The sequence below is a fragment of the Streptomyces sp. NPDC053069 genome, from assembly GCF_044546895.1.
Classification (GTDB): Bacteria; Actinomycetota; Actinomycetes; order Streptomycetales; family Streptomycetaceae; genus Streptomyces.
In genome coordinates this window covers 62,158-84,312 of record NZ_JBITZN010000002.1, presented here as the reverse complement: position 1 = coordinate 84,312, position 22,155 = coordinate 62,158, and the positions used below count along the sequence as shown (strand labels likewise).

Here is a 22,155-nt window from a genome sequence, read left to right as displayed (position 1 = left end):
GTCAGTGGCGGGACCTACCGTCGGAGACATGACTGAGCAGGGGGTGCGCTGGACCGCGGAACAGGTGCTGGCACTGGCGCCTGACGCCGCGTCACGCAGGGCGGGAGGCAAGCTCGGCACGGCCGGTCCGTGGTCCGAGGCGGGGAGCGGAGAGGGGACGGTGTGGGGGCTGTGCAAGGGCAGCGGCAGCAGGCCGTATCAGACGGTGGTCGATCTCGCCGACGCAGCGGGCCCGGCGTACAGGTGCAGTTGCCCGAGTCGTAAGTTCCCGTGCAAGCATGCGCTCGGGCTGCTCCTGCTGTGGGCGGGCGACGACGGCTCGGTGCCGGCGTCCGCCGAGCCGCCGGACTGGGCCGAGCAGTGGCTCGCGGCCAGACGCAAGCGCGCCGGGAGCAAGCAGGCTCGGGAGGAGGGGAGTTCCCCGAGCGGGTCCGCCGATCCCGAGGCGGCACGGCGGCGGGCCGAGCGCCGGGCCGAGCGGGTCACCGCGGGTGCGACGGAGCTGGAGCAGCGCCTCGCGGATCTGCTGCGCGGCGGGCTGGCCGCGGCCGAGCAGGCGGGGTACGGCCTGTGGGACGAGACGGCGGCCCGCATGGTCGACGCGCAGGCGCCCGGTCTCGCCGCGCGAGTACGGGAGTTGGGGGCCATACCGGGGTCGGGTGCGGGCTGGCCGGCCCGGCTGCTGGAAGAGTGCGCGCTGCTGCACCTGCTCGACCAGGGCTGGCTGCACCGCGACCGGCTGCCGGACGCCCTCGCGGCCACGGTCCGCTCCCGGCTGGGACTGCCCGCCACGGCGGAGGGCCCGCCGGTCCGCGACCGCTGGCTGGTCCTCGCCCAGTACGACACGGTGGATCCGAAACTGACGACCCGCCGGATATGGCTGCACGGCGCCGCTTCGGGCGGTACCCGGCTGCTGTTGTCCTACGGAGCGGCCGGCCGGGCACCCGAGCTGTCGCTGCCGGTCGGCCTGGCCATGGACGCGGAGCTGTCCGCCTATCCGGGCGCCGGTCAGGCCCGGTCCGCGCTGGGCGAGCGGTACGCCGCGCCCGCACCGGCCGCGTTCCGCCCACCGGGCACGACCACGGCCGAGGCGGCGGCCCGGTACGGCGAGGCGCTGCGGGACGACCCCTGGCTGGAATCGGTCCCGGTGACGCTGGACCGGGTGATACCGGCCACGGACGGCGACCTGTGGCAGTTGGCCGACGCCGACACGGACTCCGCCCTGCCGCTGACCCGGGCCGCCCGCGCCCGCCCCGGGCTGTGGCGGCTGGTCGCCCTGTCCGGTGGCGGCCCGGTCACGGTCTTCGGCGAGTGCGGCCACCGCGGCTTCACCCCGCTCACGGCGTGGCCGGAGGGCACGGGCGAGGCGGTGCCACTGTGCTGACCGGCCTGCCGGGAAGGCAGCGGCGCCGCCCGGGTGCGGAGGGCGCCGCCACCGCTCCGGCGCGCAGGCACCAGCGCCCCGCAGACACTCGGGACTCAGACATGCACAGGGACGTGCAGGCACCCCTCGGACACGCGCAGGGACCCGCGGACACATGGGGACCCCTCAGCCACGCATAGGGCCCCTCGCACACACATAGGGAAGGGAAGGCGATGAACGGGACCACCTCGGCCGGCGACGTCACCGCGGCTGCCGCAAGCTCCTGGGAAGACCTGGTCACCACCGCTCTCCTCGGCACCGACCGGCGCCCACCGGCGCACGCCGGCTCCGGCCGGGAAGCCCCCCTCGCACTGCTCGACGAGGCGGCCGTGGCGACCGTACGGCGGCGGGCCGGGCTGCGCCCCGCCCGGGCAGCCCGCCGGCCGGATCCGGCGCCCGAGGATCCACGCCCGGCCCTGCCCGCAGCGGCGGCCCGCAGGCTCGCCACGCTGCTGGCCGACCGCTCCGGCGGCGGGACCGGTGGCCGCCGTGGCAGCTCCCCTGACCTCACGGAGCTGCTCCCCCAGTGGCTGGCGGCGGCCAACGCACACGGGTACGCGGCACCCGCACAGGCGCTGCCCGCCCTGCTGGACGCGGCCCGGGGCCGTACGGACCTGCGCCCGGCGGCGCTGGCGTTCGCGGGCCCGCGGGCGCTGTGGCTGGCCCGGCTGAACGCGGACTGGCGCTTCGCCCTGCGCGCGGCCCCCGGCGGCGGCACCGCACTGCCCGACCCCGGGGACGACGAAGAGGTGCGGCGGCTGTGGCAGGAGGGCCTGTTCGCCGAGCGGGTGGCCCTGCTGGGTGCGCTGCGCGCCACTGCGCCCGCGTTCGCGCTTGAGCTGCTGGCATCGACCTGGCCGACGGAGCGGGCGGAGGACCGGCTGATGTTCCTCGACTCGCTGCGCACGGGCCTGTCGGGCGCGGACGAGCCGTTCCTGGAGCAGGCGTTGGCCGACCGCAGCCGCAATGTGCGGGCGACGGCGGCGGAGCTGCTGTCGACGCTGCCCGCTTCGGCGCTCGCCGCGCGCATGGCCGTACGGGCCGTGGCGTGTGTGGCCCTCGACCGCACAGGGAACTCTCCGGCGATCGCGGTGGAGGCGCCGCTCGAGTGCGACTCCGGCATGGAGCGTGACGGTGTGGTGGCCACACCTCCCTCAGGCAGAGGGGAACGCTCATGGTGGCTGGGGCAGTTGGTGGAGGCGGCACCGCTCGGCGCCTGGCGGGAGCGGCTCGGCGGGCGGACGGCGCAGGAGATCGTGGCGCTGCCGGTGGCGGACGGCTGGCAGGGCGAACTGCACGCGGCCTGGTGCCGGGCGGCGGTGCGGCAGCGGGATGCCGAGTGGTCGAGGGCGCTGCTCGGCTCACCGTCGGCGCCGGAGGCCGGCGGGCCGGGCGCGGTGTCACTGGCCGAGCGCGCGAAGCTGCTGGCCGCCCTGGAGCCGGCGCCGCGGGCCGCGTGGGTGGCGGGATTCATCGCGACACACGGCCTGTCGGAGGCGTTCCAGCTGCTCGGGGTGTGCGCGGTGCCCTGGGCCGCACCGCTGGGCCGGGCGGTCGTGGACGCGCTGAACATCGCGCGGGACGCGGGCAGTTACCCATGGAGCTTCAGCGGGGTGATGGGTCTGACGGAACGCTGCCTGGACCCCGCGGAGGCCACCCGGCTGGAGGGGCTGCTGGCGATACCCGACGAACGGGAGGACGCGGCGCCGGGCGCCGGAGGGTATTGGGCGGAGGCGTTCCAGCGGCTGGTGACCACGTTGCGGTTGCGGGCGGAGATGGCGGCGGAACTCGCACCCGGCGAGCGGCCGCCGCCCCTGCTCGCAGCGTCGGCTCAGCCGCCGGAGGCGGCCGGCTGACGGACGTTCTCCCGCACCCACTCCACGATCGACGCGGTCGTGGCCCCCGGCGTGAAGATCTCCGCGACGCCCTTCTCCTTCAGCGGCGGGATGTCCTCGTCCGGGATGATGCCGCCGCCGAAGACGAGGATGTCCTCGGCGTCGCGCTCCTTCAGCAGGCCGATCACCGCGGCGAACAGCGTGTTGTGTGCGCCGGAGAGGATGGACAGACCGATCGCGTCGGCGTCCTCCTGGATGGCGGTGTCCACGATTTGTTCCGGCGTCTGGTGCAGGCCGGTGTAGATGACCTCCATACCGGCGTCGCGCAGGGCACGCGCGATGACCTTGGCCCCGCGATCGTGGCCGTCGAGCCCCGGCTTGGCGACCACCACGCGGATCGGACCGGCTGCCACACCCATCACTGCCTCCATCAAACGACCACGGAAGCGATCGCTTCCGTCCGTAACGACAAGTACCGCACTTTTGGCGCGTTCCGCCACCCGTCGCGAAGTGAACGAACGTTATCTCCAGCATCCCGCAACCGGCAGTTTTACGGTGCGCAGCGAGGGGGAAATCACAATGGAGGGACATCAGGGCACACGGGGGACAGAGCCGTCCTCCGGCGTGCCGACAGGAGGTCGGCCATGAAGGTCACCGGGATACTGCCGCTCTTCCTCCCGCTCTGCCGCCGCCTGTGGCCCGGCAGACTGGCCGGACTCTCCGTGGCATTGCTGAAGGCGACGGCTCTGGAGGCCGCGATCCTGACCGGCCACCTCCTGCTGTATCCGACCGGCCTCGCCCAGGAACGCCGCTCCCCCGCCCTGCCCGCCCAGGACGGCACCGCCCAGCTTCCGGTCCGGTCCGGCCCGCCGGTGGTGCTGCTGCACGGTTTCATCGACAACCGTTCGGTGTTCGTGCTGCTGCGCCGCAACCTCGCCCAGCACGGCAGGCAGCGCGTCATATCGCTCAACTACTCCCCGCTGACCTGCGACATTCGCGCGGCCGCCGAGCTGCTCGGCCGGCACGTCGAGGAGATCTGCGAGCGCACCGGCAGCGACCGGGTCGACATCGTGGGGCACAGCCTCGGCGGGCTGATCGCGCGCTATTACGCACAGTGCCTCGGCGGCGACCTGCGGGTGCGCACGCTGGTCACGCTGGGTACGCCGCACTCGGGGACCAGCGCGGCGCCGCTGGCCAACGCCCATCCGATCGTGCGCCAGATGCGTCCCGGTTCCGGGATCATCGAAGAGCTGGCCCGGCCCGCGCCCGGCTGCCGTACGCGGTTCGTCAGCTTCTGGAGCGACCTGGACTCCGTGATGGTCCCGCTGGAGACGGCCTGTCTGGAGCACCCCGACCTCGACGCGCAGAACATCCGGGTGACCGGCATCGGGCATCTCGCCCTGCCCGTGCACCCGGCCGTCGCGGCCGGAATACGCACGGCTCTCGACACCCCGCACCCCGGGGACCGGGCCGCCGGCGGTCTGACGGTGGCGTGACACCGACGCACAGGTGACAAACGGTCACCCCACATCGAACATCAATCGAACCCTCGGCCAAACTCGTGTCCGGCACCCCCCGAAACACCGCCGAATGCCCGTTTACCGCCAACGCGAAACCAGCTGAAGATTGTCGCGCCCAGGTACCGGCGGGTACAGTCGCCGCACTGCTCTGGCAGCCCCTGTTGTCGAGGCGAAAGAGAAGTTGGTGAACGACCGTCACCCGTCGGGGACCATGACCACCCCGGCTCCGGCTTCCGACGCCTCCGCCGCGCATCACGCGGCGTACGGGACGCACGAAGCCCCCTACGGCGACCTCACCACGTACGGCGGCTACGGCGCCACCGGTTTTCCGGACGGCACCGGCTCCTTCTCCACCGACCCGCTCTTCGGCAGCCTGCCCGGCCAGCAGACCAGCAGCGCGTACGAGACCGGGCAGTGGCAGGCCGGCCAGACCCTGAACTACGACCCGTACGCGGCCCAGCACCACACCGCCTACGACTCCGGCGTCCATGACACGACCGCGTGGACGGTCCCCGCCCAGGCGACCGGTCATGACATAAGCGGCTGGGGGTCTCCCCACTGGGGGAGGGACGAGAGCGCCTGGCTGGAGCCCGACCAGTCGGGCGGGTCCGACCCGACCCAGCAGTGGGAGTGGGGCACCCAGACCTTCGAGTCGGGCACGTACGACGCCACCCAGTGGAACTCCGGCGGCCAGGGCATGACGGCGGAGCCGGAGCAGGCCGGCGAACCGTTCGACCAGCAGTCCACCGCCCTCTTCGAGCAGGTCGGCGAGCCGACCGGGGCCTTCGGGCACGTGCTGTACGAGCACGAGGTGCCGTACGGGGACACCGCCTTTGCCGGACAGCGTTCTGCGGACTCCGCGGACGACGAGCCGGGCGGCACGGGTGAGCTGCCCGCCGTGACCGATCTGCTGGACGACCAGGAGGAGATCACTCCGGCGTCCGCGACCCGCGCCGGCTCGCGCAGCGCCGCGCGCTCCCGCCGTCGTACCCCGGCCAAGCGCTCCGCGCTGCTGACCGTCGCCGTGCCCTCGGCCTGTGTGATGGGCGTCGCCGGGATTGCCGCCGCCTCGGTCGGCGCCCTGACCGACGGCCGTGGCAAGGACACCACGGCCTCCGCGTCGGATGCGCACGCGGTCAAGCCGTCGGTCGCCAACAGCAAGCTGGACAGCCAGCTCCGGACCCTGTCCGCCGGTGCCGACGACTTCGCCGACCGGGCGAGCCGGACGCAGGAGCGGATCGACCTCAAGAACCAGCAGGAGCTGGAGAAGAAGAAGGCAGCGGCTCAGGCCGCGCTCAAGGAGCGGCTGCGCCCGAAGTTCGTGCTGCCGGTCACGCAGCGGGGGCTCAGCGCCTACTTCGGCCAGGCGGGCGTGAACTGGATGTCGGTGCACACGGGCATCGATTTCCCCGTCTCCTACGGCACCACGGTGATGGCGGCCACCGACGGCGTCGTCTCCACGAAGTGGAACAGCGCCTACGGAAACATGCTGATCGTGACGGCGAAGGACGGCACGGAGACCTGGTACTGCCACCTCTCCGGCTACCGCGTCGCTTCCGGTACGGCCGTCAAGGCCGGTCAGCCGATCGCCTACTCCGGCAACTCCGGCAACTCCACCGGCCCGCACCTGCACTTCGAGGTGCGGCCCGCGGGCGGGGCGGCCATAGACCCGCTGCCGTGGCTGAGGAGCCACGGACTCGATCCGACCTGAGCATCCAGTGGGCCCTCGCCGTTCGGCGAGGGCCCTCGTGGTCTTACAGCTTCTCCACCGGTGCGTACCGCAGCAGCAGCCGCTTCGGCTTGGCGTCGCCGAAGTCGATCGTCGCCTCCGCGTTCGAGCCCGTGCCCTTCACGGCGACGACCGTGCCGAGCCCGAACTGGTCGTGGGTGACCCGGTCCCCGACGGCCAGTGCCACCACCGGCTTCTCCGCCGTGCGCCGCGTGGCGAAGCCGGACGCGCCCGACGCCGAGGAACGCGAGCGGGTCGAGGACAGCGAGGCCGCGATCCCGGAGACCGGGCCGGAGGAAGCCGGTGCCGTCGCGCCGGTCCGCTTCCACTCGACATGGGCGGGCGGGATCTCCTCCAGGAAACGGGAGGGCGGGTTGTACGACGGCTGGCCCCAGGCGCTGCGCATCGCGGAGCGCGTGAGGTAGAGCCGCTCCCGCGCGCGCGTGATGCCGACGTACGCCAGGCGCCGCTCCTCCTCCAGCTCCTTGGTCTGGCCGAGGGCGCGCATGTGCGGGAAGACGCCGTCCTCCATGCCGGTCAGGAAGACGACAGGGAACTCCAGGCCCTTGGCGGTGTGCAGGGTCATCAGGGTGATGACGCCGTCGCCGTCCTCCTCGTCGGGGATCTGGTCCGAGTCGGCGACCAGGGCGACCTGCTCCAGGAAGTCGGCCAGCCCCACCGGCTCGCCCTCGCCGCGCTCCTGCTCGAACTCCAGCGCCACGGCCGCGAGTTCCTGGAGGTTCTCGATGCGGGTCTCGTCCTGCGGATCGGTGGAGGCCTGCAACTCGGCGAGGTAGCCGGTGCGTTCCAGGACCGCCTCCAGGACGGTGGCCGGTCCGGCGCCGGACTCGGCGATCGTGCGCAGGTCCTCCATCAGCGTGTTGAACCGCTTGACCGCGTTGGTGGAGCGCGCGGCCATGCCGTACGCCTCGTCCACACGCTTCAGCGCCTGCGGGAAGCTGATCTTCTCGCGCTGGGCGAGGGCGTCGACCATCGCCTCCGCGCGATCGCCGATGCCCCGCTTGGGCACGTTGAGGATGCGGCGCAGCGGCACCGAGTCCTCGGGGTTGGCGAGGACCCGCAGATAGGCGAGGACGTCCCGGACCTCCTTGCGCTCGTAGAAGCGGACCCCGCCGACGACCTTGTAGGGCAGGCCGACGCGGATGAAGATCTCTTCGAAGACACGGGACTGGGCGTTGGTGCGGTAGAAGACGGCGACGTCGCCGGCCTTGGCCTCGCCCGCGTCCACCAGGCGGTCTATCTCTTCGGCGACGAACTGCGCCTCGTCGTGCTCGGTGTCGGCGACGTATCCGGTGATCCGCGCGCCCTGGCCGGCGTTGGTCCACAGGTTCTTCGGGCGGCGGGACTCGTTCCGCTCGATGACCGCGTTGGCGGCGGACAGGATGGTCTGGGTGGAGCGGTAGTTCTGCTCCAGCAGGATCGTCGTCGCGTCCGGATAGTCCTCCTCGAACTGGAGGATGTTGCGGATCGTCGCACCCCGGAAGGCGTAGATCGACTGGTCCGCGTCACCCACCACGCACAGTTCGGCGGGCGGGATGTCGTACTCGCCGGGCGGGGTGTCCTCATCGTGTTCCCCGGTGCCGACGAGCTCCCGTACCAGCGCGTACTGGGCGTGGTTGGTGTCCTGGTACTCGTCGACCAGGACGTGCCGGAAGCGGCGGCGGTAGTGCTCGGCCACGTCCGGGAAGGCACGCAGCAGGTTGACCGTCGTCATGATCAGGTCGTCGAAGTCGAGGGCGTTCGCCTCGCGCAGCCGCGACTGGTACAGGGCGTAGGCCTGGGCGAGGGTCTTCTCGAAGCCGTCGGTGGCCTGGGCGGCGAAGTCCTCCTCGTCGATCAGCTCGTTCTTCAGGTTGCTGATCTTGGCGCTGAAGGACTTCGGCGGGAAGCGCTTGGGGTCGAGGTCCAGGTCGCGGCAGACCAGGGCCATCAGGCGCTTCGAGTCCGCGGCGTCGTAGATCGAGAACGACGACGTGAAGCCGAGCTTCTTGCTCTCGCGGCGCAGGATGCGCACGCACGCGCTGTGGAAGGTCATCACCCACATCGCGTGCGCGCGCGGGCCGACGAGCTGCTCGACGCGCTCCTTCATCTCGCCCGCGGCCTTGTTGGTGAAGGTGATCGCGAGGATCTGGCCCGGGTGCACGTGCCGCTCGGCGAGGAGGTGGGCAATGCGGTGGGTGAGCACACGCGTCTTGCCGGAGCCGGCGCCGGCGACGATGAGCAGCGGCGAGCCGGCGTGCACGACCGCGGCACGCTGGTTGTCGTTCAGCCCTTCCAGGAGGGCCGCCGCGTCGAGCGCGGGGCGGGGGGCGCCGTCGCGGTAGTAGGCGTCCCGGTCCGGCGGCACGTCGAACTTCCCGCCGAACAGATCGTCCGGAATCGACTCCGGAGCGTGATCGTCCTCGGGCGGCGGCGGGGGCTCCTCCTCGCGCCCGCGAGGGGGCTGGAGGTCCGCCAGGAAGCTGTCGTCAAAGAGGCTGCTCATCGCTCTACGAGTCTAGGGCGCCCCACCGACAACCGGTCGCCGTCCCGGCAAGATGGCCGACCGGCGAAGCGGCGGACATCCTGAGGCACGGCCCTGACGCTGCGGAATCACCCGATGACGTGGACGTGATCCCGACGCCGGATCACGAAAATGTATCGGACATATCACGCACCAACCTTCACACTAGTCACACCGGTTGGCTAGGTTGCCGTCAGGCCGCGTGCGCGGCCTCCGCCGAGTCCGGCGCGCCCGCACGGCGCCCGGAGCCGGGGACCCACCGAATCCTGGGGTGAATCGGCCGACTCCCGCCCGGGACGAGGCCGTAGGGCAACCCTTCCGAACCGCCGCCCGAACCCGACAGCTAACCCGGTAGGCGGCTCACTGGAAGGAGTCGCCTCCCTTGGCGTCGCACCGCAAGACGCGCCCCGGCGGGGCCATCGGGACGGGCCTGCGCACCCCCGCCCTCGCCACCGCCGCCCTCACCTCCATGGCCGTGCTCTCGCAGACCGCAGAGGCCACCCCGGGTACCGATCACGCCAAGCCGAGCCTGGAGGAGGTCGAGAAGAAGGTCGACGACCTCTACCGCCAGGCGGAGTCGGCGACCGAGAAGTACAACGCGGCCAAGGAGCGGACAGGAAAGCAGCGGGGCCGCGTCGACGCCCTGCGCGACGACGTCGCCCGGCGTACCGAACGCCTCAACAAGGCCCGGGAGGAGCTGGGTTCCTTCGCCGCGGCCCAGTACCGCACCGGCGCCGCCGCACCCGACACGGCCACCTTCCTGCTCGCGGACAGCCCGCAGGACTACTTCGACCAAAGCCAGCTGATGAACCGGCTGACCTCGCGGGAGAAGAGCGCGGTCGACGGCTACATCGGCGAGCAGGCCGCGACCATGAGGAAACGGCGGGAGGCAGCGGAGAGCCTGCGGACGCTGACCGACTCGCAGCACGACCTGAAGACCGCCAAGGCGACCGTCCAGAAGAAACTCGCCTCCGCGCGCAAGCTGCTGTCACAGCTGACGGCCCAGGAGAAGGCGCGGCTGGCCGCCATCGAGCGGGAGAAGCAGCAGGAGGCGGCACGCAAGGCGGCCGAGCTGGCGAAGCGGCAGGCAGCCCAGCAGCAAGCCGCTTCGTCGCCGTCCTCGTCGTCGTCATCCTCCTCCTCGTCGTCCGGATCCGGTTCGACGGGCTCCGGCTCGACCGGGTCCACGGCCCCCAGTTCGGACGGCACGAAGGCCGAGAAGGCGATCGCCTTCGCCCGCGCACAGATCGGCAAGCCGTATGTGTGGGGCGCCACCGGGCCGGACTCCTACGACTGCTCGGGCCTCACCCAGGCCGCCTGGAAGGCGGCCGGCGTCACCCTTCCGCGCACCACGTACGACCAGGTCCATGCGGGCACCACGGTGTCACTGGCCGACGCCCGGCCGGGCGACCTGGTCTTCTTCTACGACGACATCAGCCACGTCGGCCTCTACATGGGCAACGGCATGATGATCCACGCCCCGAAGCCGGGCGCGTACGTCCGTGAGGAGTCGATCTACTACGGCGGAGAGTCGATCATCCACAGCGTGGTCCGACCGGGTTGACCGAACCAGCCGACTTCGCCCCACGCGCGCGTACCGGCGTTTTCGTCCTCCACGCGCGCGTGCCCTTCCCGGGCAGGGACCGTGCGGCTCCCTAGCATCGGGCGCATGCCCGGCATCCCAGGTCTGCGTCCATGGTGGGCGGAGCGGCCCCCCGCGGCCGGGGCCGCCGTGATGGCGACCGGCATCCTGTCGGTCGGGCTGCATGTGACCGGACACGAGGCGCTCTCCCGGGTGACGCTCGCGATGACCGGCGTCGCCTGGGTGGCGCTGGCCGCCGACTTCGTCCTGCGGCTGCTCTGCGAGCGGCAGCGCTGGGTGGCCGAGGCGGAGAGCCCCGGCGCGCTCACCTCCGTCGCCGCGACCACCGTGCTCGGTACCCGGGTGTCGGAGCTGGGCCGGCAGGCCACGGCCGAGGCGCTGCTGGCGCTCGCGGCCCTGCTGTGGCCGGTGCTGCTGGTCCTGGTCGTCCGGCACTGGAAGCGGCGCATGCCGGGAGCGGTGTTCCTGTGTTGTGTGGCCACACAGGGGCTCGTCGTACTGGCCGCGACGCTGGCCGCGGCCCAGCGCACGGCGTGGCTCGCGCACGCTGCGCTGGGCCTGTTCTGGCTGGGGCTGGTGCTCTACGGCCTCGCGCTGGCCCGCTTCGACGCACGGCAGGTGCTGGAGGGGGCCGGTGATCACTGGATCGCCGGCGGAGCGCTGGCGATCTCCGCGCTCGCGGGGGCGAAACTGCTCGTCGCCGGGGATGCGGGCCTGTATCTGTGGGACGAGGACGACCGCGGTGTGCTGCGCACCGTGACGGTCGCGCTGCTCGTGCTGGACCTGGCCTGGTATCTCGTGCTGCTGACCGCCGAAGCGGTGCGGCCCCGACGCGGCTACGACGTGCGGCGGTGGGCGACGGTGTTCCCGATGGGGATGACGGCGGCGGCGACGCTGACCGTCGCGACCGTCCTCGCCGTCCCATGGCTCAGATGGCCGGGACGGGTGCTGCTGTGGGTGGCGGTGGCGGGGTGGCTCGCTGCCGCCGCCGGTGCGGTGCTCGCGGCCCGCGCCGGCGGCAGGGACGGCTGACCGTCAGGTCCACAGCACGGCGATGAAGATGTTCGCCATGGTCAGCAGGCCGACCAGCCCGAACAGGCCCTTGTCGGTCTTCTCCTCGTCGCGCTTCACATAGACCAGCCCGAGGATCACGATCAGCAGCGCCAGCTTGACACCGATCTTGATGGTGTTGACGTGGTGGTCGTCGGCCTGGTTGAGGCCGACCAGGGCCACGCCGGTGACCAGCATGGTCAGCGCACCGTGCAGCATTCCAGGGACGAACCGGGCCGTGCCCTGGCCCATCGCCTTCATCTGGGTGAGGAAACCGCCGAGCAGCGCGGCGATACCGATGATGTGCAGGCCGACGAAGAGATGGATGAGTACGTCCATGGAGCCGGAGCCTAATTGCCGGTAGCAGCCCCCAGGACGGCAGGGTGCCGTTCCGGGGGCGTCCGAGCGGTGAGGGCCGACACGCCTTGCGGGAGCCGGGCCGACACCACACGGTCTCGCCCCATAGCACCCCGCGCCTCCCATCCGTCCCGGTTCCCGCACTTCGGTCATCACGCTGCGTGAAGGCGACGACGACCGACCGACGACACAGTCACATACGGTCACGTACCAACCCGTTGGGGCCAGTTCCGTACACCGCGTTACCTGCCTGTCACAGTCGGGCCTAGCGTCCTCCCCCAGGTGACCGGCTCCCCACCGCCGCCCGGGCCAGGGGCGGCCGTCGGCCACCACCGCCGAGAAGGTCCGGCGGTGGTCCGCTTCCCCTGTGCGGGCTGCCGCCGGACGTCGTACGGACCGCTCGGTCGGGCCGACCGGCCGGACCCCTCGGTCGTACGAGTCGTACGGAAGGACGTGACGGCCCAGGTGGCAGCGCACCGCAAGCCCCGGCAACGCTCGATCGGCGGCCCTACGGCCCGGACGGCCGCCACGCTCGCCCTGGCGGGCGTGGCCACCGCGGCGGGGTTCGACGGGACGGGCCATGCCGAGCCGCAGCTGACGCCGGCCGAGGTGAAGGCCAAGGTCAACAAGCTCTACCAGGAGGCCGAGGCCGCCACCGAGAAGTACAACGGCGCGAAGGTGGAAGCGGACACGGCGCAGCGGCACCTGAACACGCTGCGGGACGAGACCGCCCGCAAACAGGAGAGGCTCAACGGCACCCGGGAGGCGCTCGGTTCGTTCGCGGCGGCGCAGTACCGCGACGGCGGGTTCGCCCCGTCCTGGCAGCTGGCCCTGTCCGGCAACCCCGACCAGTACCTGGAGAACGCCGCGTTCGCCGAGCGGGCCGGCGACCGGCAGGCCGCCGCCCTGTCACGGGTGCGCGAAGAGCTGCGGCAGATCGAGCAGTTGCGCGGCGCCGCACATGTCGAGCTGGCGTCACTGCGGTCACGGCAGGCGCAGCTGAAACGGCACAAGAAGATCATCACCGGCAAGCTGGAAGAGGCCCGGCGGCTGCTGGCGCGGCTCACTCCGCAGCAGCGCGGCGAGGTCACCGGTGGCGGCGTCGCGCCGGGACGTGCCTCCCGCTCGGCCTCCGACGCCCGTGACGCACTGGAGCAGGCCGGGTCGGCCACGGCCCCGAACGCCCGCGCCGCGGCGGCCGTCTCCTACGCCTACGCCAAGCTGGGCAGCCCCTATGTGTGGGGCGCGACCGGCCCGAACGCCTTCGACTGCTCGGGTCTGGCCCAGGCCGCCTATCGCTCCGCCGGTGTCTCCCTGCCCCGCACCACCTACGCCCAGATCAACGCGGGACGGCGTGTGTCACGCTCCGAACTCCTGCCGGGGGACCTGGTGTTCTTCTACTCCGGCATCAGCCACGTCGGCATCTATGTGGGCAACGGGCAGATGATCCACGCCCCGAACCCCTCGGCCCCGGTCCGGCTGGCCCCGGTCGACCTGATGCCGTTCGCGGGGGCCACCCGGGTGGCCTAGCCCCGCCAGGGCCCAGGGGCGGCGCCGCAGGGGTCAGACCAGTCGGCGGGCCGTCGCCCAGCGGGTCAGTTCATGACGGTTGGACAGCTGGAGCTTGCGCAGCACCGCCGAGACATGGGACTCGACCGTCTTCACCGAGATGAACAGCTGCTTGGCGATCTCCTTGTAGGCGTAGCCACGGGCGATCAGCCGCAGCACCTCGCGCTCGCGCTGGGTGAGCCGGTCCAGGTCCTCGTCCACGGGCGGGGCGTCGGTGGAGGCGAAGGCGTCGAGGACGAACCCGGCCAGCCGCGGGGAGAAGACGGCGTCGCCCTCCTGGACGCGGAAGATGGAGTCGACCAGGTCGGTGCCGGTGATGGTCTTGGTGACATAACCGCGGGCGCCGCCGCGGATCACACCGATCACGTCCTCCGCCGCGTCCGACACGGACAGCGCGAGGAAGCGGACCGGCCGCTCGGTGTCCGCCGCCAACGCCGCGCACCGGCGCAGCACTTCGACACCGCCGCCGCCCGGCAGGTGGACGTCGAGGAGGACCACCTCGGGCCGGGTCGCGGTGATGACCGTGACCGCCTGGTCGACGTCCGCGGCCTCGCCGACCACCTCGACGCCGGTCTCGGCGGTCTGCCCGATCTCGGCCTGGACACCGGCGCGGAACATACGGTGGTCGTCCACGAGCACCACCCGTACGTGCCGTCCGCCCGCACCACCGTCGGCGGCCCCGGACCCGGTCGCCCCGGCGCCTCCCGCCGTGCCGTTCGCCTCGGTCGCGTCGCTCATGCCGTTTTCTCCGCCCTCTCCATCTCCAGCTCGACCTCCGTGCCGCCGCCCGGCACCGACCGCAGCCGGGCCGTGCCGCCGTAGCGCTCCATGCGGCCGATGATCGATTCTCTGACACCCATGCGGTCGGCGGGTATCGAGTCGGGGTCGAAGCCCGGGCCGCGGTCGCGCACGGACACGAAGACCGTGCTTCCCTCGACCTCGGCATAGACCTGTACGGCGCCGCCCTCGCCACCGTACTTGGCGGCGTTCACCATCGCCTCGCGCGCGGCCTGCATCTGCGCGCCGGTTCTCTCGTCCAGCGGGCAGTCGCCGACGATGACGACCTCGATGGGCACCCCGTGCTTGTCCTCCACCTCGGCGGCGTTGCGCCGCACCGCCTCGGCGACCGTGTCCGGCTCGTCGGCCTCGTCCTTGCCGGTGCCCTCCGGCTTGTACAGCCAGGTGCGCAGGTCGCGCTCCTGGGCGCGGGCGAGGCGGCGGACCTCGTTCGCGTTGTCGGCGTTGCGCTGGATCAGGGTGAGGGTGTGCAGCACCGAGTCATGGACATGGGCGGCGACCTCGGCGCGCTCCTGGGCGCGGATGCGCATCAGGCGCTCCTCGGACAGGTCCTGGGTCATACGGACCAGGTACGGGCCGGCGAGGAGCGTGATGCCGACGAGGACGGCGAGGGCCGCCTGGAGGACCGCGCCGAGGTGGGCGGCCGAGCCCTGCAGCACGAAGACGGCGGAGACACCGGCCGTGACGAGCAGGACACCGCCGGCCGCGCGCAGCAGGGTGAGGGTGCGGCGCCGACGGCCGACCTCGACCCAGCGGGCTCTGCGGGCGTTGTCCGCCTGGCGCCAGACGAGGGCGACACCGGCCGCGACGAGGACGGCGGGAACCAGATACACCTTGGCGCCGTTGCCCAGATTGACGCTGCTGACGAAGACCACGGACACGATGACCATGAGGAGCAGCGCGACGATCTGGCCCTTGTCCGGCTTGCGGGCCACGAGTCTGCGGCGGCCGTCCGGCGCGGTCTCGCTGCCGAAGAGCGACTGCTTCTGCTCCACGACGCCGCCGACGCCGAGCGGGACCCAGAACCAGAACGCCGCATACAGCAGCGCTCCGAATCCGTGAGCCATGAACAGGCCGACGAAGGCGAGCCGCACCCAGATGACGGGCAGCCCGAGATGCCCGGCGAGGCCCCGCGCCACTCCGCCGAGCCAGCGTCCGTCGCTGCTGCGGTAGAGCTTGCGCGGCGGCCGCGGGTCGTCGACTGGCAGGCTTGCGGCTTCCGGCATGCCAACGATGGTCACACGGCCGGCGGGGCCAGGCATCAGGGTCGGCCCCCGAGACGCCCCTGATCTTCGGCGGGGCCGGGTCGGGGAGCACCGGGCGGTGGCGCTTCCGCGCCGTTCGAACGGTTCCCCGCCCGGTCTCAGGGCCGATTTCAGGGTTCGCCCAGGGTCGTCCCGGCTGCCGCGGTGGCGGCCGGGCCGTCACCATGGACGCATGACGGATCACGAGCACGCCGCGACGGGTCCGGGACCCGGCCCCGGCCCGCGCCCGGCCCCGGGCACCGGACCGACGGATGCCGCGCCCGCCGCGACGGACAGGACGGGAGCGGCCGGCACCGGCACCCACACCGACGCACACGCCCACGCCGATGCCGACGCACTGCAGCAGGAGCAGCCGGCCGCCGGAGCCCCCGAGCGGTTCCGGCGCGACCGCCGGCACAAGATGATCGCGGGCGTGTGCGCGGGCCTGGGCCGGCAGACCGACATGGACCCGGTCATCTTCCGGATCACGCTGGCCGTGCTGTCCGCGACCGGCGGCATCGGCCTGATCTTCTACGGGTTCGCCTGGCTCCTCGTGCCGTACGAGGACGAGGAGGAGAACGAGGTCCGCAAGCTGCTGACGGGCCGGGTCGACGGCCAGGCACTCGCCGCCGTGCTGTTCGCCCTGGTCGGCTGCGGGATCTTCCTGACCATGCTGAGAAACGGCGGGGTGCTGACCTTCGCCGTGGTGCTCTCCCTGCTACTGGCGGGCGCCGGGTACTGGTCGCGGCGCCGTGGTGCCCCCGACCCCGACCCGCTCGCCGCGCAGGCCGCCGCCGACGCCCCGCCGGAGGCACAGGCCCCGCCGGTCGTCACCACCTATCCGTCCTGGTGGCGTGACCCGATCGTCAAGGACGGCACGCATGACGGCGGCACCGGCTATCTGTGGGGGCCCGGCGACGCCCGCCGGCGGGACCTCACCTCGGTGGCCGACGTCGGCGTCGCCCTCCCCTGGACCCACCACGGCTCCATACAGCCGCGGCCCGCTGCGCCCCCGAGACCGCGCGAGCCGCGCTGGATCGGCGGCTGGGTGTTCCTGCTGGCTCTGGTGGCGGGCGGCCTCGGCACCGGGCTGACGTGGGACACGCATCCGCTCGGCACCAGTCTGCAGACCGGTCTGGCGTGTGCGCTGGGAGTCTTCGGCCTGGGCGTCGCGGTCAGCTCGTTCCTGGGCCGCACGGGAGCCGGGACGGTGTTCCTGGCGATCGTCACGGCGGCGCTGCTCGCCGGGGCGGCGGCCCTGCCCAAGGACATCACCACCCATTGGAGGGACACTTCCTGGATGCCCGCCGCGACGGCACAGGTACAGCCGGAGTACGACCTCGGCACCGGGCGCGGCACGCTGGACCTGAGCCGGGTGCATCCGGGCAAGGGCCGGACGGTCACGACCGACGCCCATGTGGGCGCGGGGCAGCTGAAGGTGATCGTGCCGGCGGACGTGACCGTGCGGATGACGATCGACGTAGGAGTGGGCGACATCCGGTCGCCCGAGGACAGCGGGAAGGACGTGGACGTGCAGCCCGGCAGGCATGCAGACGTGACGCTGGCTCCGGCCAGGGGCGCCAAGGACACGGGCACGCTGAACCTCACGCTCGGGGTCGGCGTGGGACAGGTGGAGGTCAGTCGTGCTGCGTCATGAGTTCCAGCCCGGGAGGCTGGTCGCCGGGCTCTTCCTCACCGCCGCGGGTGCGGCCTTCGCCGGAGACGCGGGCGGGCTGTGGGAAACACCCTGGTTCGCGGTCGTGCCGCTGATCGTGGGCGGCCTCTGTCTGGCCGGTCTCACGGCAGCCGTGGCCCGGGGGATACGCAGACGGGGCGGCGCCGAGAGCTGAGCGCTCCGCTGGACGTGCCACGATGTGCCGTCCGGCGCCTGCGGCGCCGTGGTGGCTGGTCGCTCCCCGCGTTCTCGGCTTCGCTCGAACCCGGGGTCCACCATCGCGGCGATGGCCGGGGACCGGACAGGGCTCCGCGGCCCTTCGGGGCGCGGCCGGGCTAGCGGTGGCCGCCCAGCGTCCGGCGGCGCCGGGCTCGCCAGGCCGCGTCGAGGGAGAGGTAGGGGGCGCCGGCGAGGATCAGGGGCAGCCAGGCCATCAGGTAGGCGAGGTCGTTGCCGTAGTAGTAGGGGCTCGTCGCCCAGCTCACCGTGAGCCACAGGCTGAGCGAGATCAGCGCGCCGCCGAGCGCGGCGAGCCGGCCGAGCAGACCGAGGAGGGTGCCGATGCCGACGGCCAGTTCACCGAGGGCCATGGCGTAGCCGAAGCCGGCCGGGGCCTTCAGGGCCAGGTCGACCAGGGCCGGGACGGCGGCGGAGTCGCGGGCCGCGCGCATGGTGTCGCCGACGGATCCGGCGCCGCCGGACTTCAGGAAGGCGCTGTCGGTGAGCTTGTCGAGGCCGGCGTAGAGGAAAGTGACGCCGAGGAAGACACGGAGGGGCAGAAGGGCGTAGTGGGTGGCGGTGTCCCGCCAGCCGCGGAAACCGTTCAAGCCGGTGGTGTGCGTGTCCGTCCGGATGCCGTGCGTCATCGTCGCCAGCCGCCTCTCGCCCGCCGTTGAGCCCCTCACTGACCATACGTACGACAAGGGGAGGCAGTTCAATCCGATCCCGGGTCTTTTTCCGGATTTCGGCGCCCCGTGCGAGGACGCCGAAGGGGGCCGTCAGGTGCGGGCCCTGATCCGCCGCACGGCCGGTCGTGGTCCGGCCGGTCCAGAAGGGCGGGGGTGGTGCACGTCGTTCATTCGGTCACCTGGACGATGCACCGGTTGGTCGCGATCCCGGCCGCGGTGACCACCTGCACCTCCACCGCCCCGGGCTCGACATCGGCCGGTACGGGCACGGTCAGGACATTGTCCGTGGGGTTGCGGAAGCCGCCGGTGACGGGGACCAGCGGGACGTGCACATCGACGGCGCCGATACGGACCACCATGCGGGAGAGCCGGTCGGCACCGCGGGCACCGGGCGGCACGAAGCCGGCACCGCGGATCTCGATGTCGTCGCCGGTGCGGATGGGCCCGTCCAGGTCCCCGGGCTCGCGGACCCGGACCACGGACAGGACGACCGGGCGGCCGCCCTCGGCGTACTTGCCGGCCAGGTAGGTGGCGGCCGAGACCAGCACCACCACGCCCAGCCCCCAGGGCAGGTCGGGCAGCTGGTCGGGGCGGCGGGCCAGCCGTACGGCGGCGAACAGCAGGGCGACGGCGCTGATGGCGACGTACTGGATGTCGGCGAAGGCGCCCCGGCCGGAGTCGTCGGTGAGCAGATCGGCGGCGCGCGGCCGGTGCGCCGGTACCTTCTGCAGCCGCTGGGCGAGAACGCGCAGGCCCACCACCCGGCGGACCAGTATCGCGATGCCGCACACCACGGCCAGGACGGTCACCACGCCGGCGCCGCGCGCGAGGGCGAGGCCGGAGATCAGCGCGTCGCGTTCGGCGTGGTCGGAGGCGGCGGCCAGCCGCGCCGCCAGCAGCAGGACGGCGTAACCGACGAACAGCACCCAACAGGCGGCGACCGTACGGGAGGTGGACATCCGGTTGTCCTCGCCGATCACCGGGGCCAGTGCCCCGCCGCGCGCCCGGTGCAGCCAGGAGGCGGCGCTGAGCGTGATGGCGACGACGAGCGCGGCGGCGAGGGCCGCGGTGCGGGCGCCGCTCCAGCCCGCGCCGACCGCGGTGAGCGCCTCGCCGAGCAGCAGCGCGAGGACCGCGCCCCACACCGTGCAGACCGTCCGCAGCCAGAGCCGGGCGAGCCAGGCCTCGCCCTCGGCGCGGCCGCGTTCGGCGACGGCCTCCGCCCGCTGGGTCAGTTCCTCGGAGACCCACCGGCGGGACGCCGAGGCGGAGTGCGCCACGGCCGCCGGCAGGCCCTGCCCGGCCGCGTAGTCGTCCCGCAGGCGCAGGAACGCGGCGACGGCCCGCCGGTGCCCCTCCCGGGCGCCGTGCGGGCAGTCCCCGCAGGCGCAGCCGCCCTCATGGATCGCCTCGGCACCCGTGCCCTGCCTCGCCTCCTGCACCGCCACGCCCGGCGCCCGCCTTCCCCACGACCTTCGGCACGGCCGGCGGCCCTCCGTCGGAGGACCTCGCTGCCGCGCAACTGCCTTGCGTCGACAGCGAATTGTGCCCTAAGACGGGCCGCCCGGGGCCGTCGGTCCGGGTCACGGCGGGTGAAGTACGGGCCGCTGTGTTGACCCGGCTGCGAGAATTTCCGTATGGCCGAGATCATCCAGCGGGACGGGACCTGGGCCTTCGACGGCAGCACGATCCGGATCACGCCCGGACTGCACCGCTGCGTGCCGCTGTTCCGGCAGACGTACGGGGAGATCTCCGTTCCCCTGGAGGCGGTCTCGGACGTCGTCTACGAACCCGAGCGCAAGCGTGGCCGGCTGCGGATGCGGCTGCGCGAGGGCGCCGATCCGCTGCTCCAGGCGACGGGCGGGCGGCTGCCGGACCCGGCCGACCCCTACCGGCTGGCGGTGGACGCGGACCGCGGCGGGGTCGCGGAGTACGTCGCCGAGGAGATCCGGCACGCCCTGCTCCTCGACCGGATCCCCAAGGAGCCCACGACCGCCTATCTGCTGCCGGGCCCGCCGGTGCCGGTGTCGGTGCGGTGCTCCGACGGCACGGTCTCCTTCGACGGCGCACAGGTGCGCATCGACTGGGCCGACACCTCCGACCGGGTCAAACGCGCCACCGGCCCGCGGATCATCGCGCTCGGAGACCTGGTGCAGGTGGAGTGGCTGCCGAATTCCGGGTACGAGGACGGCTTTCTGCGGTTCGTGACCCCGGAGACGGTGTTCTCCAAGCTGCCGCCCGAGCGGGACCCCTACACCCTGGACCTGTGGGGCAGCGTGCGGCGCGATCTGCTGACCGCGCTGGTCGCGACGGCCGTCACCACCCGGCTGCCGCATCCCTCCACCCGCACGGGTGCCGCCTACGACGGCCGGGACCGGCGGCGGACGGTCGTACCCGGGCAGGCCGACCACCATGACGCCCTGCTGCGCCGGCTGCGGGAGCTGGGCGAGCTGCACCGGGACGGGGTGCTCACGGACGAGGAGTTCGCGATGACCAAGGCGGCGGTGCTCAGGGGGTTCAGCTGAGCAGGTCCGGTTCGCTGCGGCTGATGTCCTGCCACAGGGGCTGGTAGTTGATCCAGGCCACCAGGTCGCCGCCGAGCTGTTCGCGGGTGGCGACGGCGAGTTTGTGGTCGATGAGGACCGGGCGGCCGGCCGCCTTCGCCATCAGCTGCACCTGGCTGGACCGCTCCATCGACATGAACCACCAGGCCGCCGCGTCCACCGAGTCGCCGACGGTGAGCAGTCCGTGGTTGCGCAGCACGAGCGCCTTGCGGGAGCCGAGGGCACCGGCGATCCGGCGGCCTTCCTCGGTGTCGACGGTGACGCCGGTGTAGGCGTCGTAGAGCGCGACGTCCTCGTAGAAGGCGCAGCTCTCCTGGGTGATGGGGTCGATCAGCTCGCCGAGCGCGGCCAGGGCGCGGCCGTGCACGGAGTGGCAGTGGGCGACGGCGACGACATCGGGGCGGGCGGCGTGGACCTGGGCGTGCACGGTGAACGCGGCCTGGTTGACGTGGTAGCGGCCCTCGACGACCTGTCCGTCCTGGTTGGCGAGGACGAGATCGCTGACGGTGACGTGCTTGAACGGCATCCCGAACGGGTTGACCCAGAAGCAGTCGGTGAACTCCGGGTCGCGGGCGGTGATGTGCCCGGAGACCCCGTCCTCGAACCCGGCCCGGCCGAAGATCCGCAGGGCTCCCGCGAGCCGCTCCTTGCGGTGCCTGCGCTCGGCCTCCACCGACTCGTGCATCGGCGGCATGGCGAACTGCAGCTGGTCGGTGGGCAGCGGCAGGGGCGGGGTGGGCCCGTGCATAGGTCCTCCAGCGGGCGGATTGCGGTACGCGCCGGAAGTTACCGCCGGTCAGCGCAAAAGGGCAGAGCTGTTTTGTAAAGATGACGTACGCGGTGAATACACGACAGAGGTTGTCCGGTTTGCCGGTGAGACTGGCGCGCATGAACTGGGCATCCTTCAGCACCGCAGAACCCGAACTGGCAGCGATCACCGAGGAGCGGTTCGGTGCCTTCCGCCATCACGTCCTCGCCACCCTCCGCAGGGACGGCTCGCCGCGCACGTCCGGACTGGAGGCCGACTTCCGCGGCGGTGAGCTGTGGCTCGGCATGATGGCGGGCTCGCGGAAAGCCCTCGACCTGCGGCGCGACCCGCGTTTCGCGCTCCAGGCGAACCCGGGCGACGGCACGGGGATGGGCGGCGGGGACGTACGGATCGCGGGGCGGGCGTACGAGGTGGAGGGCGAGCGGAAGTCCGGGTACGCGAAAGAGGTGGAACCGCCGGAGCCGTTCCACCTCTTCCGCACCGAGCTGACGGAGGTCGTGCGTACCTATGTCGAGGACGACCGGTATCTGGTCGTCCAGATCTGGACGCCCGGTGCGTCCCTGCGCACGCTCAGGCGCGCGTAGGGC

General features: G+C 72.5%; 19 protein-coding genes and 1 riboswitch. Of the genes, 11 read left to right on the top strand and 8 right to left on the bottom strand.

All coding sequences use genetic code 11. The features are described 5' to 3' along the window. Positions 1–28: 28 nt before the first annotated feature. Positions 29–1,384, top strand: a complete 1,356-nt coding sequence (locus ACIGXP_RS04000) for an SWIM zinc finger family protein (protein ID WP_399763734.1) — start codon at positions 29–31, stop codon at positions 1,382–1,384. A gap of 212 nt (positions 1,385–1,596) precedes the next feature. Continuing rightward, complete coding sequence (locus ACIGXP_RS03995; protein ID WP_399763732.1) at positions 1,597–3,279, top strand: DUF5691 domain-containing protein; 1,683 nt, start codon at positions 1,597–1,599, stop codon at positions 3,277–3,279. On the opposite strand, the gene ACIGXP_RS03990 is transcribed toward ACIGXP_RS03995, so the two are convergent. Beyond that, entirely contained in the window at positions 3,255–3,677 is a 423-nt protein-coding gene (locus ACIGXP_RS03990; RefSeq protein ID WP_363214762.1) for a cobalamin B12-binding domain-containing protein, read from the bottom strand. The two genes, ACIGXP_RS03995 and ACIGXP_RS03990, sit on opposite strands and share 25 nt — an antisense overlap. A 225-nt stretch (positions 3,678–3,902) precedes the next feature. Between ACIGXP_RS03990 and ACIGXP_RS03985 the strand changes: the two genes are divergently transcribed. Beyond that, entirely contained in the window at positions 3,903–4,754 is an 852-nt protein-coding gene (locus ACIGXP_RS03985) for an alpha/beta fold hydrolase (protein WP_363214761.1), read from the top strand. A gap of 208 nt (positions 4,755–4,962) precedes the next feature. Continuing rightward, positions 4,963–6,489: a M23 family metallopeptidase gene (locus ACIGXP_RS03980; RefSeq protein ID WP_399763729.1), complete on the top strand. Its 1,527-nt coding sequence runs from the start codon at positions 4,963–4,965 to the stop codon at positions 6,487–6,489. A 43-nt stretch (positions 6,490–6,532) separates the two neighbouring features. Here ACIGXP_RS03980 and pcrA read toward each other — a convergent pair whose 3' ends face one another. Further along, positions 6,533–9,013 (bottom strand): DNA helicase PcrA, encoded by a 2,481-nt coding sequence (pcrA, locus tag ACIGXP_RS03975; RefSeq protein ID WP_399763726.1) that lies wholly within the window; start codon positions 9,011–9,013, stop codon positions 6,533–6,535. Positions 9,014–9,235: 222 nt separating this feature from the next. Then, positions 9,236–9,406: riboswitch (cyclic di-AMP (ydaO/yuaA leader) on the top strand. 7 nt (positions 9,407–9,413) lie between these two features. On the opposite strand from pcrA, the gene ACIGXP_RS03970 reads away from it, so the two are divergent. Both ACIGXP_RS03970 and ACIGXP_RS03965 read left to right on the top strand, forming a co-directional pair. After that, positions 9,414–10,595: an NlpC/P60 family protein gene (locus tag ACIGXP_RS03970; protein ID WP_399763725.1), complete on the top strand. Its 1,182-nt coding sequence runs from the start codon at positions 9,414–9,416 to the stop codon at positions 10,593–10,595. Between the two features lie 105 nt (positions 10,596–10,700). Next, a complete protein-coding gene (locus ACIGXP_RS03965; RefSeq protein WP_399763722.1) occupies positions 10,701–11,666 on the top strand; it encodes a tellurite resistance/C4-dicarboxylate transporter family protein in 966 nt (321 codons plus the stop codon). Positions 11,667–11,669: 3 nt separating this feature from the next. Here ACIGXP_RS03965 and ACIGXP_RS03960 read toward each other — a convergent pair whose 3' ends face one another. After that, positions 11,670–12,023, bottom strand: a complete 354-nt coding sequence (locus ACIGXP_RS03960; protein WP_363214756.1) for a hypothetical protein — start codon at positions 12,021–12,023, stop codon at positions 11,670–11,672. A gap of 483 nt (positions 12,024–12,506) precedes the next feature. Here ACIGXP_RS03960 and ACIGXP_RS03955 point away from each other — a divergent pair, with 483 nt between their 5' ends. After that, positions 12,507–13,571, top strand: coding sequence for an NlpC/P60 family protein (locus ACIGXP_RS03955; RefSeq protein WP_399764813.1), 1,065 nt, complete (start codon positions 12,507–12,509; stop codon positions 13,569–13,571). Positions 13,572–13,604: 33 nt separating this feature from the next. Here the strand turns inward: ACIGXP_RS03955 and ACIGXP_RS03950 are convergent, their stop codons facing one another. Next, complete coding sequence (locus tag ACIGXP_RS03950) at positions 13,605–14,348, bottom strand: response regulator transcription factor (protein WP_363214755.1); 744 nt, start codon at positions 14,346–14,348, stop codon at positions 13,605–13,607. After that, entirely contained in the window at positions 14,345–15,670 is a 1,326-nt protein-coding gene (locus tag ACIGXP_RS03945) for a PspC domain-containing protein (protein WP_399763718.1), read from the bottom strand. Before ACIGXP_RS03945 ends, ACIGXP_RS03950 begins: the two co-directional genes overlap by 4 nt. A gap of 175 nt (positions 15,671–15,845) precedes the next feature. Here ACIGXP_RS03945 and ACIGXP_RS03940 point away from each other — a divergent pair, with 175 nt between their 5' ends. Further along, entirely contained in the window at positions 15,846–17,309 is a 1,464-nt protein-coding gene (locus tag ACIGXP_RS03940) for a PspC domain-containing protein (RefSeq protein ID WP_399763715.1), read from the top strand. Further along, positions 17,296–17,502 (top strand): hypothetical protein, encoded by a 207-nt coding sequence (locus tag ACIGXP_RS03935; RefSeq protein WP_399763712.1) that lies wholly within the window; start codon positions 17,296–17,298, stop codon positions 17,500–17,502. The genes ACIGXP_RS03940 and ACIGXP_RS03935 overlap by 14 nt, the downstream gene beginning before the upstream one ends. Positions 17,503–17,662: 160 nt before the next feature. Here ACIGXP_RS03935 and ACIGXP_RS03930 read toward each other — a convergent pair whose 3' ends face one another. Both ACIGXP_RS03930 and ACIGXP_RS03925 read right to left on the bottom strand, forming a co-directional pair. After that, positions 17,663–18,193, bottom strand: coding sequence for a DoxX family membrane protein (locus ACIGXP_RS03930; protein ID WP_399763709.1), 531 nt, complete (start codon positions 18,191–18,193; stop codon positions 17,663–17,665). Between the two features lie 209 nt (positions 18,194–18,402). After that, on the bottom strand, positions 18,403–19,683 hold the full coding sequence (locus tag ACIGXP_RS03925; protein ID WP_399763706.1) for a hypothetical protein: 1,281 nt from the start codon (positions 19,681–19,683) through the stop codon (positions 18,403–18,405). A gap of 189 nt (positions 19,684–19,872) precedes the next feature. Here ACIGXP_RS03925 and ACIGXP_RS03920 point away from each other — a divergent pair, with 189 nt between their 5' ends. Further along, positions 19,873–20,760: a DUF4429 domain-containing protein gene (locus ACIGXP_RS03920; protein WP_399763704.1), complete on the top strand. Its 888-nt coding sequence runs from the start codon at positions 19,873–19,875 to the stop codon at positions 20,758–20,760. Here the strand turns inward: ACIGXP_RS03920 and ACIGXP_RS03915 are convergent. Then, positions 20,753–21,547: a class II aldolase/adducin family protein gene (locus ACIGXP_RS03915; protein WP_363214747.1), complete on the bottom strand. Its 795-nt coding sequence runs from the start codon at positions 21,545–21,547 to the stop codon at positions 20,753–20,755. The genes ACIGXP_RS03920 and ACIGXP_RS03915 overlap by 8 nt on opposite strands. Before the next feature lie 140 nt (positions 21,548–21,687). On the opposite strand from ACIGXP_RS03915, the gene ACIGXP_RS03910 reads away from it, so the two are divergent. Further along, positions 21,688–22,152, top strand: a complete 465-nt coding sequence (locus ACIGXP_RS03910) for a pyridoxamine 5'-phosphate oxidase family protein (protein ID WP_399763701.1) — start codon at positions 21,688–21,690, stop codon at positions 22,150–22,152. The last annotated feature ends 3 nt before the right edge of the window (positions 22,153–22,155 follow it).

Excerpts from the sequence above, each read along its gene's own strand:
- ACIGXP_RS03940 (WP_399763715.1), top strand. The coding sequence starts at position 15,846 with ATGACGGATCACGAGCACGCCGCGACGGGTCCGGGACCCGGCCCCGGC.
- ACIGXP_RS03995 (WP_399763732.1), top strand. The coding sequence starts at position 1,597 with ATGAACGGGACCACCTCGGCCGGCGACGTCACCGCGGCTGCCGCAAGC.
- ACIGXP_RS03915 (WP_363214747.1), bottom strand. The coding sequence starts at position 21,547 with ATGCACGGGCCCACCCCGCCCCTGCCGCTGCCCACCGACCAGCTGCAG.
- ACIGXP_RS04000 (WP_399763734.1), top strand. The coding sequence starts at position 29 with ATGACTGAGCAGGGGGTGCGCTGGACCGCGGAACAGGTGCTGGCACTG.
- ACIGXP_RS03945 (WP_399763718.1), bottom strand. The coding sequence starts at position 15,670 with ATGCCTGGCCCCGCCGGCCGTGTGACCATCGTTGGCATGCCGGAAGCC.
- ACIGXP_RS03960 (WP_363214756.1), bottom strand. The coding sequence starts at position 12,023 with ATGGACGTACTCATCCATCTCTTCGTCGGCCTGCACATCATCGGTATC.
- ACIGXP_RS03910 (WP_399763701.1), top strand. The coding sequence starts at position 21,688 with ATGAACTGGGCATCCTTCAGCACCGCAGAACCCGAACTGGCAGCGATC.
- ACIGXP_RS03965 (WP_399763722.1), top strand. The coding sequence starts at position 10,701 with ATGCCCGGCATCCCAGGTCTGCGTCCATGGTGGGCGGAGCGGCCCCCC.
- pcrA (WP_399763726.1), bottom strand. The coding sequence starts at position 9,013 with ATGAGCAGCCTCTTTGACGACAGCTTCCTGGCGGACCTCCAGCCCCCT.
- ACIGXP_RS03985 (WP_363214761.1), top strand. The coding sequence starts at position 3,903 with ATGAAGGTCACCGGGATACTGCCGCTCTTCCTCCCGCTCTGCCGCCGC.
- ACIGXP_RS03920 (WP_399763704.1), top strand. The coding sequence starts at position 19,873 with ATGGCCGAGATCATCCAGCGGGACGGGACCTGGGCCTTCGACGGCAGC.
- ACIGXP_RS03930 (WP_399763709.1), bottom strand. The coding sequence starts at position 18,193 with ATGACGCACGGCATCCGGACGGACACGCACACCACCGGCTTGAACGGT.
- ACIGXP_RS03950 (WP_363214755.1), bottom strand. The coding sequence starts at position 14,348 with ATGAGCGACGCGACCGAGGCGAACGGCACGGCGGGAGGCGCCGGGGCG.
- ACIGXP_RS03990 (WP_363214762.1), bottom strand. The coding sequence starts at position 3,677 with ATGGGTGTGGCAGCCGGTCCGATCCGCGTGGTGGTCGCCAAGCCGGGG.